Annotated in this window: 12 protein-coding genes and 1 tRNA gene; all 13 read left to right on the top strand. The window is 68.3% G+C overall.

The window, feature by feature from the left end; genetic code table 11:
* Positions 1-47 precede the first annotated feature (47 nt).
* The 13 genes from ftsH (at position 48) to FHR56_RS06550 (ending at position 14277) form a co-directional block, all read left to right on the top strand.
* Positions 48-1982: an ATP-dependent zinc metalloprotease FtsH gene (gene ftsH / locus FHR56_RS06610; RefSeq protein WP_160946561.1), complete on the top strand. Its 1935-nt coding sequence runs from the start codon at positions 48-50 to the stop codon at positions 1980-1982.
* A 231-nt stretch (positions 1983-2213) separates the two neighbouring features.
* A complete protein-coding gene (gene folP / locus FHR56_RS06605; RefSeq protein WP_160946562.1) occupies positions 2214-3119 on the top strand; it encodes a dihydropteroate synthase in 906 nt (301 codons plus the stop codon).
* Positions 3119-4069, top strand: a complete 951-nt coding sequence (miaA, locus tag FHR56_RS06600) for a tRNA (adenosine(37)-N6)-dimethylallyltransferase MiaA (RefSeq protein ID WP_160946563.1) — start codon at positions 3119-3121, stop codon at positions 4067-4069. The genes folP and miaA overlap by 1 nt, the downstream gene beginning before the upstream one ends.
* 119 nt (positions 4070-4188) lie before the next feature.
* On the top strand, positions 4189-4464 hold the full coding sequence (hfq, locus tag FHR56_RS06595; RefSeq protein WP_010341316.1) for an RNA chaperone Hfq: 276 nt from the start codon (positions 4189-4191) through the stop codon (positions 4462-4464).
* A 26-nt stretch (positions 4465-4490) separates the two neighbouring features.
* Complete coding sequence (gene hflX, locus FHR56_RS06590) at positions 4491-5816, top strand: ribosome rescue GTPase HflX (protein WP_160946564.1); 1326 nt, start codon at positions 4491-4493, stop codon at positions 5814-5816.
* 162 nt (positions 5817-5978) lie between these two features.
* A complete protein-coding gene (locus FHR56_RS06585) occupies positions 5979-6473 on the top strand; it encodes a CinA family protein (protein WP_160946565.1) in 495 nt (164 codons plus the stop codon).
* Between the two features lie 34 nt (positions 6474-6507).
* Positions 6508-8184: an AarF/UbiB family protein gene (locus FHR56_RS06580; protein ID WP_160946688.1), complete on the top strand. Its 1677-nt coding sequence runs from the start codon at positions 6508-6510 to the stop codon at positions 8182-8184.
* Between the two features lie 332 nt (positions 8185-8516).
* Positions 8517-9152 carry a transcriptional repressor LexA gene (gene lexA, locus FHR56_RS06575; protein ID WP_160946566.1) on the top strand — a complete coding sequence of 212 codons (636 nt, stop codon included), beginning with the start codon at positions 8517-8519 and terminating at the stop codon, positions 9150-9152.
* 196 nt (positions 9153-9348) lie between these two features.
* Complete coding sequence (gene recA, locus FHR56_RS06570; RefSeq protein WP_160946567.1) at positions 9349-10386, top strand: recombinase RecA; 1038 nt, start codon at positions 9349-9351, stop codon at positions 10384-10386.
* A 118-nt stretch (positions 10387-10504) separates the two neighbouring features.
* Complete coding sequence (gene recX / locus FHR56_RS06565; protein ID WP_019797330.1) at positions 10505-10996, top strand: recombination regulator RecX; 492 nt, start codon at positions 10505-10507, stop codon at positions 10994-10996.
* A gap of 106 nt (positions 10997-11102) precedes the next feature.
* The gene (gene alaS, locus FHR56_RS06560) at positions 11103-13754 is read left to right on the top strand and encodes an alanine--tRNA ligase (protein WP_160946568.1); all 2652 of its coding nucleotides are present in this window, start codon (positions 11103-11105) and stop codon (positions 13752-13754) included.
* A gap of 136 nt (positions 13755-13890) precedes the next feature.
* Positions 13891-14103: a carbon storage regulator CsrA gene (gene csrA, locus FHR56_RS06555; RefSeq protein WP_010341308.1), complete on the top strand. Its 213-nt coding sequence runs from the start codon at positions 13891-13893 to the stop codon at positions 14101-14103.
* A gap of 81 nt (positions 14104-14184) precedes the next feature.
* Positions 14185-14277, top strand: a tRNA-Ser gene (locus tag FHR56_RS06550).
* Positions 14278-15705: the final 1428 nt, after the last annotated feature.

Genomic DNA, 15705 nt, shown 5'->3' with positions numbered 1-15705 from the left:
ATGCCACGCATCGAGACAGAGTTGAAGGGACACCGGAGCCAATGAGGATGAACGACTTGACCAAGAATCTGCTGTTGTGGGTAGTCGTCGCCGTCGTGCTGATGGTGGTGTTCAATAGCTTCTCGCCGCGTCTCGCCGGCGGCGCGGGCGTCGACAACGTGACCTACTCCCAGTTCCTGAAGGACGTGGATGCCGGGCGGGTGAAGTCGGTCGATTTCACCGACGCCACCAACCTTTCGGTCAACGCGATCCGCTTCAAGCGCGCCGACAACAGCGAGGGCATGGTCTATGGCCCGAGCGACGACAAGCTGATCGACGTGCTGTACAGCAAGAACGTGGACATCACCCGGCAGAAGCCGGACAACGGCCCGAGCTTCTGGTCGCTGGTGCTGAACTTCCTGCCGGTCATCCTGATCATCGGCTTCTGGCTGTTCATCATGCGCCAGATGCAGGGCGGTGGCGGCGGCGCCAAGGGCGCGATGTCCTTCGGCAAGTCGCGGGCCAAGCTGCAGGGTGAGGACCAGATCAAGATCACCTTCGCCGATGTCGCCGGCTGCGACGAGGCCAAGGAAGAGGTCGGCGAACTCGTCGATTTCCTGCGCGACCCGACCAAGTTCACCAAGCTCGGCGGCAAGATTCCGCGCGGCGTGTTGATGGTCGGCCCGCCGGGTACCGGCAAGACCCTGCTGGCCAAGGCCATCGCCGGCGAGGCCAAGGTGCCGTTCTTCAGCATCTCCGGTTCGGACTTCGTGGAAATGTTCGTGGGCGTCGGTGCCAGCCGCGTGCGCGACATGTTCGAGCAGGCCAAGAAGCACGCGCCGTGCATCATCTTCATCGACGAAATCGATGCGGTGGGCCGTCACCGCGGCGCCGGCCTGGGCGGCGGTCACGACGAGCGCGAACAGACCCTCAACCAGTTGCTGGTGGAGATGGACGGCTTCGAGGGCGGCGAGGGCGTGATCGTGATCGCCGCGACCAACCGTCCGGACGTGCTGGATCCGGCGCTGCTGCGCCCGGGCCGTTTCGACCGCCAGGTCGTGGTCGGCCTGCCGGACGTGCGCGGTCGCGAGCAGATCCTCAAGGTGCACATGCGCAAGCTGCCGCTGGCCGACGACATCGAGCCGATGGTGATCGCCCGCGGTACTCCGGGTTTCTCCGGCGCCGACCTGGCCAACCTGTGCAACGAGGCGGCCCTGTTCGCCGCGCGCGAGTCGGTCAAGGAAGTGCGCATGGATCACTTCGATCGCGCCCGCGACAAGATCCTGATGGGCGCCGAGCGCCGCTCGATGGCGATGAGCGAGGACGAGAAGACGCTGACCGCCTATCACGAGGCCGGCCACGCCATCGTCGGCCGCCTGGTGCCCGAGCACGACCCGGTTTACAAGGTCACGATCATCCCGCGCGGCCGCGCGCTGGGCGTGACCATGTACCTGCCCGAGGGCGACAAGTACTCGATGAACCGCGTGGCGATCGAATCGCAACTGTGCTCGCTGTATGGCGGCCGCGTCGCCGAGGAACTGATCTTCGGCACCGACAAGGTCACCACCGGCGCGTCCAACGACATCGAGCGGGCGACCAAGATGGCGCGCAACATGGTCACCAAGTGGGGCCTGTCCGACGAGCTCGGCCCGATCGCCTACGGCGAGGAGGACGACGAGGTGTTCCTGGGCCGTTCGGTGACCCAGCACAAGAGCGTCTCCGACGACACCGCGCGGCGCATCGACGAAGTGGTGCGGTCGATCCTCGACAAGGCGTATGCCAAGACCACCCAGATCCTCACCGAGAATCTGGACAAGCTGCACACCATGTCGCAGTTGCTGCTGCAGTACGAAACCATCGACGCGCCGCAGATCGACGCGATCATGGAAGGCCGCGACCCGCCGCCGCCGATGGGCTGGAACAGGTCCGGCAAGGACGGCGGCAACGACAAGGGCAATTCGCGGCCACTGCCGCCGATCGCCGGGCCCGCCGAACAGGTCTAAGCGCGGCGAACCTGCAAGTACCGAAAAGCCAGGGAGCGATCCCTGGCTTTTTTGTCGCTGGCCGCTGCCGATGCCGCCGGCTCGTCGTCCGCTCGAGGGTGCGCGACAATGGCGGCTTGATTCACGACCCGCTGCCATGCGCGGCGCGCGCCGCAGCCGCGAACCCACGTTGCGGCCAGCGCCGGCGCCGTGCTCGCCGCAGGCGGCGGCCATCCTTCAGGAGATCTGCCGATGTTCGACACCTCGCCCAGCCTGCAGTGCGGCGCCCACCGGCTGTTGCTCGATCGCCCGCGGGTGATGGGCATCGTCAACGTCACCCCGGACTCGTTTTCCGACGGCGGCGCGCACGCCAGCGTGGACGCGGCGGTGGCGCATGGCCTGCGCCTGGCCGCGGAGGGCGCCGACCTGCTGGACATCGGCGGCGAGTCGACCCGCCCAGGCGCGACCCCGGTGCCGGTGGAAGAGGAACTGCGGCGGGTGATCCCGGTGATCGAGCGGCTGGCCGCGCAGACCGCGCTGCCGCTGAGCGTGGACACCTTCAAGCCGGAGGTGATGCGCGCCGCGGTCGCCGCCGGCGCCGGCATGATCAACGACGTGCAGGCCCTACGCCAGCCCGGCGCGCTGGATGCCGCCGCGGAACTGGGGGTGCCGGTGGTGCTGATGCACATGCCCGCCGATGCCTACGCCGCCGGCAGCGCGCCCGGCTACGACGACGTGGTCGGCGAGGTGCACCGGTTCCTGGCCGAGCGCATCTTCGCCGCGGAGATGGCCGGGATCGACAAGCGGCGCATCCTGGTCGATCCGGGCTTCGGCTTCGGCAAGAGCACCGCCGACAACCTGCAGTTGCTGGCGCAGTTGGCGCGGCTGGTCGAGTTGGGCGTGCCGGTGCTGGCCGGGCTGTCGCGCAAGCGCAGCATCGGCGAGCTGACCGGGCGCGAGGCGCCGGAGCAGCGGGTGGCCGGCTCGGTCGCCGCGCACCTGCTGGCCGCGCAACGCGGTGCCACGCTGCTGCGTGTGCACGACGTCGCCGCCACCGTCGACGCGCTGAAGGTCTGGCAGGCGCTGCAGGCGGTGCCGTTGCCACGCGCCACCGGCTCGTCCGCCGCAGCGGCGATCCGCTGGCCGGACGAGGACTGATGGCGGCCGACCGGCGCCCGCGCGCGATCGCGCTGATGGGCCCGACCGCCTCGGGCAAGACCGCCGCGGCGATCGCCCTGGCCGAACGCTACGGCGGCGAGATCGTCAGCGTCGATTCGGCGCTGGTCTACCGCGGCCTGGACATCGGCGCGGCCAAGCCCGATGCGGCCGAGCGCGCGCGGGTGCCGCACCATCTGCTGGACCTGCGCGATCCCTGGCAGCCCTATTCGGCGGCCGAGTTTGCCGCCGACGCGCGCGCCGCGCTGGAGGCGATCGTCGCCCGCGGCCGCCTGCCGATCCTGGCCGGCGGCACCGGCCTGTACTTCCAGGCGCTGCTGGAGGGGCTGGCGCCGATGCCGGCGGCCGACCCGCAGCTGCGTGCGGCGCTGGCCGCGCGTGCGCAGGCCGAAGGCTGGGCGGCGCTGCACGCGGAGCTGCAGCGGGTCGATCCGCTGGCCGCGCAGCGCATCCGCCCCGGCGACGCCCAGCGCATCCAGCGTGCGCTGGAGGTGCACCGGCTCAGCGGGCGGCCGATCAGCGCCTGGCAGGCGGATCCGGGGCCGCCGCGGTTGCCGCTGCGGGTGCTGAAGCTGGTGCTGGCGCCGGCCGAGCGCGCGGTGCTGCACGGGCGCATCGAAGCCCGCTTCGACGCGATGCTGGAGCAGGGCTTCCTGGAGGAAGTGCGCGCCCTGCGCGCGCTGCCCGGGATGCAGGCGGTCGCGCAGCCGCTGGCGCTGCCGGCGGTGCGCGCGGTCGGGTATCGCCAGGCCTGGGAATACCTGGACGGTGTCGGCGACGCGGCGGACTTCCGTGCCCGCGCCATCGCCGCCACCCGGCAACTGGCCAAGCGCCAGTTCACCTGGCTGCGCGGCGAGCAGGACGCACGCTGGTTCGACCCGGCGTGTGACGCCGGGCGCCTGCGGGCGGCCGTGGACGCCTTCCTCGGCTGATCCGGCGGCCGGTCGCGCTGTGCTGGCGCCCGCGGTTGTGTAACATCGACGTTCCGGACCACGGCAGGGGAGCTGCAGTGCCGTCCCGGATAATAAAAACAATAATTTGGGAGTGAAGCATGTCCAAGGGGCAATCCTTGCAGGATCCTTTCCTCAACGCGTTGCGTCGCGAACGGGTGCCTGTCTCGGTGTATCTGGTCAACGGCATCAAGCTGCAGGGCACGATCGAGTCGTTCGATCAGTTCGTGGTCCTGCTGCGCAATACCGTCAGCCAGATGGTCTACAAACACGCCATTTCCACCGTGGTGCCGGCGCGCAACGTGCGCGTGGGACCGGGCGGCGGTTATGTGCAGCAGAACGAAGGTGGCAGTGCGGGTGATGACGAAGTCGAGTAGTTCGGTGGTAAAGAGCGGAGCCGCGGGTGTTTGATCGGTCCCGCCGCGGCGAACACGCACTGCTGATCCAGCCCTACGCGGGCGGTCCGTTGGAAGACGATGTGCTGGAAGAGTTCGCCGACCTGGCGCGCTCGGCCGGCGCCAGCATCGCCGCCACCGTGACCGCGCGTATCGACAAGCCGAGTCCGGCGACGCTGATCGGCAGCGGCAAGCTGGAGGAGGTCAAGGCCGCCGCCGACGCCAGCGGCGCCGACCTGGTCCTGGTCAACCACGCGCTCAGTCCCGGGCAGGAGCGCAATCTGGAAAAGTACCTGGAGCGGCGGGTGATCGACCGCACCGGGCTGATCCTGGACATCTTCGCCCAGCGCGCGCGCAGCCACGAAGGCAAGCTGCAGGTCGAGCTGGCCCAGTTGCGGCACATGGCCACGCGGCTGGTGCGCGGCTGGACCCACCTGGAGCGCCAGCGCGGCGGTTCGATCGGCCTGCGCGGGCCCGGCGAAACCCAGCTGGAGACCGACCGCCGCCTGCTGCAGAAGCGGGTGGAGCAGTTGCAGAAGCGGCTGGAGAAGGTCGAGGTGCAGCACACCCAGATGCGCCGTGCGCGGGTGCGCAGCGAACTGCCGCGGATCGCGGTGGTGGGCTATACCAACGCCGGCAAGTCCACGCTGTTCAACGCCCTGACCGGCGCCGAGGCCTACGCTGCCGACCAGTTGTTCGCGACCCTGGACCCGACCGTGCGGCGCATCGCATTGCCTGGCGGCAACGCGATGCTGGCCGACACCGTCGGCTTCGTGCGCAACCTGCCGCACGAACTGGTCGCGGCGTTCCGCTCGACATTGTCCGAGGCCCGCGAGGCCGATCTGCTGCTGCACCTGGTCGATGCCGCCGACCCGTTGCGCGAGGAGCGCATCGCCCAGGTCGACGAGGTGCTGCACGCGGTCGGCGCCGGCGAACTGCCGCAGTTGCTGGTGTTCAACAAGATCGACCGTATCGACGGCGCCGAGGTGCGCCACGATGCGCAGGACGGCGTGCCGGACACGGCGCGGCGCGAGCGGGTGTGGATCTCCGCACGCGACGGCCGCGGCCTGGACCTGCTGCAGCACGTGCTCGGCCAGCGCCTGGGCCTGCGCCACGTGCAGGGCAGCCTGCGCCTGCCGCCCAGCGCCGGACGCCTGCGCTCGCAACTGCACCAGTTGCAGGTGATCCGCAGCGAGCTGGCCGACGAGGACGGTTGGCTGCTGCAGGTGGACATCCCGATCACCGAGGCCGAGCGCCTGGCCGCCGCGGCCGACGGCGCGCCGATCCGCGCGCTGCTGCCGCCGCGCGAGCAGGAGGAGTGGCAGCAGCGCTAGCGGTGCACGGTGCGTCGGGCCGCCGCGATCGAGCGAGTGACGGCCGGCGTGGCAGCTACACCTGCGCCGCGTCGGCTGACGCCCAGCCGTCCGCCGGCGCGCACAGGCGCGACAGCCACGGCGAATTGGGCTACAAAGCGCACTGGTTTCCCGAGCTGTGCCATGACGCTTCCCACCGATTCGGAGTTGTTGCAACAGGCCACCGCGCTCAGCGACCGCTTGCGCACCGCGCGCGAGCGCCTGGTCACCGCCGAAAGCTGCAGCGGCGGCTGGATCGCCAAGGTGATGACCGACGTCGCCGGGTCCTCGGCGTGGTTCGACTGCGGCATCGTCGCCTACAGCTACGAGGCCAAGCAGGCGCTGCTGGGCGTGCGTCCGCAGACGCTGGAGCATCACGGCGCGGTCAGCCGCGAGACGGTGATCGAGATGGTGTCCGGGGCGCTGGTCAATTCCGGCGCCAGCGTCGCGGTGGCGGTCACCGGCATCGCCGGCCCCGGTGGCGGTTCGGCCGACAAGCCGGTCGGCAGCGTGTGGCTGGGCTGGAAGCGCCGCGGCGGCTACGCCAGCGCGCAGTTGTTCCATTTCCCGGGCGACCGCGATGCGGTGCGCCGGCAGACCGTGGCCGCGGCCCTGCACGGCCTGGACGCGTTGCTGTGATCATGGCCGCGCGCCTTCCCCGAGGATGAGCGCGATGTGGGAGGCGCTGAGCACCGTCCGCGACTTGGGGCGTCTGCAGGAAATCGCCTCGGTGCTGATCCGCTACGGGTTCGGCGACGTGGTCCGGCGCATTGGCATGGCCGACGTGCTGGAACGCGCCGGGCGCCTGCTGCACTGGCACAACGCCGAGGAGATGCTGCGCATGTCGGCGCCGCAGCGGGTGCGGCGCGCCCTGCAGGATCTCGGCCCGACCTTCGTCAAGCTGGGCCAGGTGCTGGCCACGCGCGTGGACCTGCTGCCGCCGGAGTGGATCGACGAACTCGGCGAATTGCAGAACGCGGCGCCGGCGCTGGACTATCCGCAGATCCTGCCGCAATTGATCGAGGCGCTCGGCGAGGCGCCGACGGCGATCTTCGCCGAGGTCGAGGAAACCCCGCTGGCCGCCGCCTCGCTGGCGCAGACCCATCGCGCCTGGCTACACGACGGCACCGCGGTGGTGATCAAGGTGCGTCGCCCCGGCATCCGCGAGGTGATCGAGGCCGACCTGCGACTGCTGGCGCGGCTGGCCGAGATCGTCGAGGCGCGCGCGCCGGACCTGAAACGCTACCACCCGGCCGCGGTGGTGCACCAGTTCACCCTGTCGCTGCGCCGCGAGCTGGATTTCGCCGGCGAATGCCGCAACGCCGAGCGCATCGCCGCCAACTTCCAGGGACACGACGAGATCGTGATCCCGCGGGTGCATTGGCAGTGGACCTGCGAGACGCTGAACGTGCAGGACTTCGTCGCCGGCATCGGAGGCCGCGACCTGGCCGGGGTCGAAGCCGCCGGCCTGGACCGGCGCCGGCTGGCGCGCACCGGTGCCGACATCGTGCTGAAGATGGTGCTGGAGGACGGCTGTTTCCACGCCGATCCGCATCCGGGCAACATCTTCTACCTGCCCGGCGAGCGCATCGCGGTGATCGACTTCGGCATGGTCGGGCGCATTTCCGAGCAGCGCCGCTACCAGGTGGTGCAACTGCTGCACGGGCTGGTCACCCAGGACGCCGAAGCGGTGGCCGACATCCTGCTGGAGTGGACCGACGGCGAGGTCGAGGTCGACGAGGCGCGCCTGCAGTTGGAGATCGCCGCGTTCGTCGACCAGTACCGCGGCGTGCCGCTGAAGGACCTGCGGGCGGGCGCCATGCTCGGCGACGTCACCGCGTTGCTGCGCCAGCACGCGCTGGCGCTGCCGGCCGACCTGGCGCTGATGATCAAGACCTTCCTGACCCTGGAAGGGGTGGGGCGCCAGCTCGATCCGGACTTCGACATGGCCGGCGCCGCCGCCCCGTACCTGGAGCGGGTGATGCTGCAGCGGTTCGCGCCGCGGGCGATGGCCCGGCGCGGCCGGCGCACCGTACTGGGCGCGCTGGAACTGCTCGGCGACCTGCCGCGCGACACGCGCCGGCTGCTGCAGGCGGCGCGCCGCGGGCGCCTGCAGTTGAACGTGGAGACCGGTTCGCTGAAAGGCTTCGGCGACCAGGTCAACCGCGCCGCCAACCGCCTGACCATGGGCATCGTCACCGCCGCACTGATCATCGGCTCGTCGATCGTGATGAACAGCGTCGGCGGCATTTCCAGCCGCTGGCTGCTGGCGATCGGCGTCTGCGGCTTCATCGGCGCGGCGCTGTCGGGCGTGTGGATCCTGTTCTCGATCTGGCGCAGCGGGCGCTGAGCGCGGCATACACCGTCGAGCACGCTCCGCCGCAAGGCGTCGAGGCTGTGGGTCGGGCACCGCGCCGCGTCCACGAGAGCCAGCGCACACTTACTCCCACTGTGGGAGGGGCTTCAGCCCCGGCGCGATGTGGCCAAATCGCTCTGCCCACAGCGCTATGACGAGATGCAGAGCCGCCTGGAAGGACGCGCGAAGCAGAGGCCGCGAGGCGCCTGTCAGCGACGGCAGGCTGCCGTGCGGACCTGCCCAAGCCGCCGGCAACGCTGCGCACCGGCACTCCGGTTCCACGCGCCAGTTGCTCGCCAGTCGATTTAGTAGTATTACTACTAACCATGGACCTGACCGAAACCCAGCAGGCGATCCTCGACCTGATCGCCGAGCGCATCGAACACGATGGCGTGCCGCCGTCGCAGACCGAGATCGCCCGTGCCTTCGGCTTCAAAGGCGTGCGCGCGGCCCAGTACCACCTGGAAGCGCTGGAACAGGCCGGCGCGATCCGCCGCGTGCCCGGACAGGCGCGCGGCATCCGCCTGCTCGGCGGGGCGGCGACCCCGCCGCCGGCGGCACAGGTGGACAGCGCCGACGTGCTGCGCCTGCCGGTGCTCGGGCGCGTCGCCGCCGGCCTGCCGATCGGCGCGGACATCGGCTCGGACGATTTCGTGGTGCTGGACCGGGTGTTCTTCTCGCCGGCGCCGGACTATCTGCTGAAGGTGCAGGGCGACTCCATGCGCGACGAAGGCATCTTCGACGGCGACCTGATCGGCGTGCACCGCACCCGCGATGCCCGCTCCGGGCAGATCGTGGTGGCACGCATCGATGAGGAGATCACGGTCAAGCTGCTGAAGATCGGCAAGGACCGCATCCGCCTGTTGCCGCGGAACCCGGACTACGCGCCGATCGAGGTGCTGCCGGATCAGGAGTTCGCCATCGAAGGCCTGTACTGCGGCCTGCTGCGCCCCAATCGCTGATGCCGCGCGTGGAACAGGGCATGCACTACAGCGCCGGCCGGACTTTTCCGACCCCAGATATCGCCATTCGCCGCTGCCGCAGCCCGGTGCGGACGAATTATTTTCATCTCGCCACGCACTGTCTCAGTCCGTGCGATACCAGGCCCTTACATTGACCTCACTCCGCAAATCCTCCTCACCTTCCAAGGACACCACAATGGACGAGAACAAGAAGCGCGCGCTCGCTGCCGCCCTGAGCCAGATCGAGAAGCAGTTTGGCAAGGGCTCGGTGATGCGGATGGGCGATCGCGTCATCGAAGCGGTGGAAGTGATCCCGACCGGCTCGCTGATGCTGGACATCGCGCTGGGCATCGGCGGCCTGCCGAAGGGCCGCGTGGTCGAGATCTACGGTCCGGAATCCTCGGGCAAGACCACCCTGACCCTGCAGGCCATCGCCCAGTGCCAGAAGAACGGCGGCACCGCCGCGTTCATCGACGCCGAGCACGCGCTGGACCCGATCTACGCCGCCAAGCTGGGCGTCAACGTCGACGAGCTGTTGCTGTCGCAGCCGGATACCGGCGAGCAGGCGCTGGAAATCGCCGACATGCTGGTGCGCTCGGGCTCGGTGGACATCGTGGTGGTCGACTCGGTCGCCGCGCTGACCCCGAAGGCCGAAATCGAAGGCGAGATGGGCGACCAGTTGCCGGGTCTGCAGGCGCGCCTGATGAGCCAGGCGCTGCGCAAGCTCACCGGCAACATCAAGCGCTCCAACACCCTGGTGATCTTCATCAACCAGTTGCGCATGAAGATCGGCGTGATGATGCCGGGCCAGAGCCCGGAAACCACCACCGGCGGCAACGCGCTGAAGTTCTATGCCTCGGTGCGCCTGGACATCCGCCGCATCGGCGCGATCAAGAAGGGCGACGAGATCATCGGTAACCAGACCAAGATCAAGGTCGTCAAGAACAAGCTGGCGCCTCCGTTCAAGCAGGTCATCACCGAAATCCTCTACGGCGAAGGCATCAGCCGCGAGGGCGAGTTGATCGACATGGGCGTGGAAGCAAAGCTGGTCGAGAAGGCCGGTGCCTGGTACAGCTACGGCAGCGAGCGCATCGGCCAGGGCAAGGACAACGCCCGTGGTTACCTGCGCGACAACCCGCAGGTCGCGGCCAAGCTGGAAAGCGAGCTGCGCGAGAAGTTCCAGCCCACGGAGATCGCGCCGAGCGAGGCCGAGGCGGAAGACGACGACGCGTAACGGTTTTCTGCCGGGGGAGCGGTGGAGTCAGTGCCGCTCGTCTCCCTCGGCAGTCTTGAGCAAGCCAGGAGGGCGCGCGCCAGGGACGGCGCATTTTTCAGAGTAGGGTGGCTGGCGCATGAGCGACGAACACGCGCAGGAACCACGCCGGCGTCGCCGGCAAGCTGAGCAGACGCCGCTGCAGAAAGCGCTGGGCCTGCTGGTGCGGCGCGAGCATTCGCGCAAGGAACTGACCCGCAAGCTGCGCGCGCGCGGCGTGGAGGCCGAGGCCGCCGCCGAGGCGGTGGAGCGCCTGAGCGGCGAGGGCTGGCAGGACGATGGCCGCTTCGCCGAACTGCTGGTGCGCAGTCGCGCCGGGTCCGGCTACGGCCCTCTGCATATCCGTGCCGAGCTCGGTACCCACGGCCTGGACAGCGAGGCCATCGCCACCGCGATGGGCGCTTTCGAAGGCGACTGGACCGAAAACGCCCGCGATCTGGTGCGGCGCCGTTTCGGCGCTGCCGGGGCGATGGACTTGCCGCAGCGGCGCAAGGCCGCCGATCTGCTGGCACGGCGTGGCTTCGATGGCGACAGCATCCGCGCCGCGGTCCGCGACGCTACGGAGGACTGAGCGGGCCGGGCCTGCTACCCTTGGCGAGTTGTCTTGTCCGGTTTCCGTGGCGCCCTCATCTAGGAGGGAGTTGCCGGAAGCCCGTCCGCTCGTCTATAGCCAGCCCATGAACGCACCCGCCAAATTCTCCACCTCCCAGATCCGCAGCGACTTCCTCGACTTCTTCAAGGGGAAGGGCCATACCATCGTGCCGTCCGCGCCGCTGGTGCCCGGCAACGACCCGACGCTGCTGTTCACCAATTCCGGCATGGTGCAGTTCAAGGACGTGTTCCTGGGCGCCGAGAAGCGCAGCTACGTGCGCGCGGCGGACGTGCAGCGCTGCCTGCGCGCCGGTGGCAAGCACAACGACCTCGATTCGGTCGGCTACACCGCGCGCCACCACACCTTCTTCGAAATGCTCGGCAACTGGTCGTTCGGCGACTACTTCAAGAAGGACGCCATCGCCTGGGCCTGGGAACTGCTGACCCAGGTCTGGAAGCTGCCGGCCGAGCGCCTGCTGGTCACCGTCTATCACACCGACGACGAGGCCTATGCCTTGTGGCGCGACATGATCGGCGTACCCGCCGAGCGCATCGTGCGCATCGGCGACAACAAGGGCGCGCCGTACGCCTCGGACAACTTTTGGCAGATGGCCGACACCGGTCCCTGCGGCCCGTGCACCGAGATCTTCTACGACCACGGCGCGCACATCGCCGGCGGTCCTCCGGGCTCGCCGGACGAAGACGGCGATCGCTTCATCGAGATCTGGAACCTGGTGTTCATGCAGTTCGACCGCCAGCCCGACGGCACCCTTGTGCCGCTGCCGGCGCCCTGCGTCGATACCGGCATGGGCCTGGAGCGCCTGGCGGCGATCCTGCAGCACGTGCACACCAACTACGAGATCGACCTGTTCCAGACGCTGATCCGCAAGGCCTCCGAGCTGACCGGCACCGCCGACCTGGAGAACAAGTCGCTGCGTGTGATCGCCGACCATATCCGTGCCTGCGCGTTCCTGATCGTCGACGGCGTATTGCCGTCCAACGAAGGCCGCGGCTACGTGCTGCGCCGGATCATCCGCCGCGCCCTGCGCCATGGCTGGATGCTCGGCGTGCGCCAGCCGTTCTTCAGCAAGCTGGTGCCGACCCTGGTGGAACTGATGGGCGAGGCCTATCCGGAGCTGACTGCGGCCCAGGACACCGTGCTGCGCGCCCTGCAGGCCGAGGAGGAGCGCTTCGCCGAAACCCTCGATGCCGGCATGAAGATCTTCGAAGACGTCGCCGCCAAGGCGCAGGGCGGGGTGATCGCCGGCGAAGATGCCTTCCGCCTGTACGACACCTACGGCTTCCCGCTGGACCTGACGCAGGACATCGCCCGCGAGCGCGACCTGCGCGTGGACGAGCAGGGCTTCGAGACGGCAATGGACGAGCAGCGCCGGCGGGCGCGCGAAGCCGGCAAGTTCGGCGGTGGCGTGCAGCTGCCGGCGGACCTGGTGGCGACCCTGGCCCCGACCGTGTTCCTGGGTTACGACAGCCTGCAGGCCGACGGCCTGCGCGTGGTCGCCCTGCTCAAGGACGGTCGCCCGGTGCAGTCGGTCCAGGCCGGCGACGCAGTCATCGTGCTGACCGACAGAACGCCTTTCTATGCCGAATCCGGCGGCCAGGTCGGCGATCTCGGCACACTGGCCGCCGCCGGCACCCGCCTGACGGTCACCGACACGCAGAAATTCGCCGGCCAGTTCCATGGCCATGTCGGCACGCTGGAAGAAGGCAGCCTGAAGATCGGCGATGTCCTGGCCGGCCAGGTCGATGCCGAGCGCCGCGGCGCCACCATCCTCAACCACTCCGCGACGCACCTGCTGCATGCCGCACTGCGCGAAGTGCTGGGCACCCATGTCCAGCAGAAGGGGTCGCTGGTGGCGCCGGATCGCCTGCGTTTCGACTTCTCGCATTTCCAGCCGATCGGGGCCGAGGAACTGGCGCTGATCGAGCGCAAGGTCAATCAGCAGGTCCGGGCCAACAACGCCGCCGAAGTGCATCAGATGGGCATGCAGGAGGCGCTGGATTTCGGCGCCATGGCGCTGTTCGGCGAGAAATACGGCGAGCGCGTGCGCGTGCTCAAGATGGGCGACTACTCCACCGAACTGTGCGGCGGCACGCATGTCGGGCGGACCGGCGACATCGGCCTGTTCAAGATCACCAGCGAAGGCGGCGTCTCCGCTGGCGTGCGCCGCATCGAGGCGGTGACCGGGCAGGGCGCGCTGGACTACGTGGCGGCCGAGGAGGCCCGGCTGCGCGAGGCGGCCGACTTGGTCGGCGGCAACAGCCACGACGTGGTCGACAAGATCCGCCAGCTCGGCGACCGCTACAAGCGCATGGAGCGCGAACTGGAGGCGCTGAAGGCCAAGCTGGCGTCCGGTGCCACCGCCGACCTGGCCGGTTCGGCGGTCGACGTTGCCGGCGTGAAGGTGCTGGCGGTGCGGCTGGAAGGCTTCGACGCCAAGGCCCTGCGCGAGGCCATGGACCGCCTGAAGCAGCAGTTGGGCGACAGCGTGATCGTGTTGGCCGGCGCCAGCGAGGGCAAGGTCGCCCTGGTCGCAGGCGTGAACGGCAGCCCAATGGGGCGGGTCAAGGCCGGGGAACTGTTGAGCCACATCGCCGGTCAGATCTCGGGCAAGGGCGGCGGCCGCCCGGACCTCGCCCAGGGTGGTGGCGAGGACGGGCCCGCCCTTGCCCCTGCGCTCGCCGGCGTCCCGGCCTGGGTCAAGCAACATCTCCCCTGAACACCCGAGCCGCGTGCCTTGCTGGCAAGGCGCGGCTTCCCGTAACATCACCCCTCTTTTCCCTTTCATTATGGGGCGTGCCGCAGCGCGGGCGCCGTGCCGGTGAGACCCACCGGTTCCCTGGAGAATTCAAACAATGTTGATCCTGACTCGCCGGGTAGGCGAAACCTTGATGATCGGCGATTCGGTCACCGTGACGGTGCTTGGGGTCAAGGGCAATCAAGTGCGCATCGGCATCACCGCGCCGAAGGACGTGGCGGTGCATCGCGAAGAGATCTACCAGCGCATCCAGCGCGGCGACGAGCCGAACTCGCACGGCGGCGGTCACGGCGATCAATCTGCCGATTGATGCGTCAAAAGGGTTTACCTGAGCCCCCACAACCCGGTATTCTTCGCGCCCGGTCGCGGAATATCCGCAGCGCATAAATCCGGAGTGATGCCCGAGTGGCTGAAGGGGCTCCCCTGCTAAGGGAGTATAGGGTCAAAAGCTCTATCGAGGGTTCGAATCCCTCTCACTCCGCCAGTGTCAAGGAAACGCCCGCAAATCGACGATTTGTGGGCGTTTTTCTTTTTCCCGACCTTGGACACTCGCTTGGACACTTCCATGCGAGCCGCGCACTCCCTGACGTGCGGCGAGACCGTCGCTACTGCGCTTGTTTGCGCGCTCCTGCTGAGCTGCAGGTGCGCTTTGAACGCGAGAGCGGCAGCGCAGTCAGTACCGTGCGACCTGCGATCGTGCTGCACTCGACCATGCGCTGCCGCTTGTCGTCTGCTGTGCCCACGCTCAAGCCGTTACGGCGCATCCGTATCAGGACAAGCCGCATGGGGCGGCGAAGGAATCGTTGCGGTGGCGGAAGGGCGTGGCATCGCGTGCGGACCTCAAGTGCGTGTAGCCACCAGCAGAGCCTGTGCGGGCCGGTGGAGAGGCGAGACCAAGGCTCGGTCGCTGCTTCGGCAACTGGCGACGCGGCAATCGTGCCGCTTCCCGTGCCTTCGTCTAGCGTTCGCCTCGCTTCCCTCGTGCAAGGTCATCATGCCCATCGGCGAGGGCCCTCTGGTCGGCGTGACCTCCGCCATCGCGATAGATGCTGGTCAACATCCGAGACCGGCGCCCGCCATGACAATCGTCCATAAGACTCGCGGGCTCAGGGCGGTACAGCGCTGTACGTCGTCAACTGGCATGAGGGCAAGCAGATCGTGTTGCCGAACGAGCTTGCATGGAAAGACTTCTCGCATTGGTTCTTGCGCCAGACGGCGCGGAGGCATGTTCCTGCCTGCATCGGTGCCGGGCTCTCGCGTGCACGAAGCGCATTGAAGGCATGCAAAGCGCACCACTACCTGCGAGGCGGCTTCTCTGCACGCGTCCTGGGCTGGCAGCGCAAAAGCAGTGGGTAAGGAGCCCCTGCAGCATGTGCTCAACTGTGGTCCGATCTAGCGCATCTTCGGCCCGGATATCTCGCGCAGTTGAAGAACGGCGCGACGCGGTGGATCGCGCTCCATCACACGCATGTGCTGCTCTATGCGTGGCGCACAAGCGCTCGACTTTTTCTGCAGATGTTCCAGTGACAGCAGTTCAGTGCCATCGATACCTGGACATGCTGCAAGACTTTGCCAGAACAGAGCGTGTTCGACCGCAAGCGCGTGATGGCCTATCACTGCGCGCGGCAATCCTCATGGGCTTTCTCTTGATTGACTAGGTGAGTAACGACGAACGCTCATCTCGGGTCAGCAAGAGCATGCGTGGACTCACCGTTGCGGCCCATGGCCATCTCCTCGCGAAAAGAGAGCGCGTGTTGCACTGAGTTTCCATGGTGCTGCTTGCATGAAGTTCATTCGGTCGTTCCAGCTAGGCCTGATGACAGCGCACCTTCGGCAGGCACGCGATGAAGACGGCCGTGTGCGATCGAGCAGGCAACTTCGCATTGACCAATGCGGCCGCTCTCCTAAGAAT

Source organism: Xanthomonas sp. F10 (genome assembly GCF_014206815.1).
GTDB lineage: Bacteria > Pseudomonadota > Gammaproteobacteria > Xanthomonadales > Xanthomonadaceae > Xanthomonas_A > Xanthomonas_A indica.
This window is presented reverse-complemented; position numbering and strand designations above follow the sequence as displayed.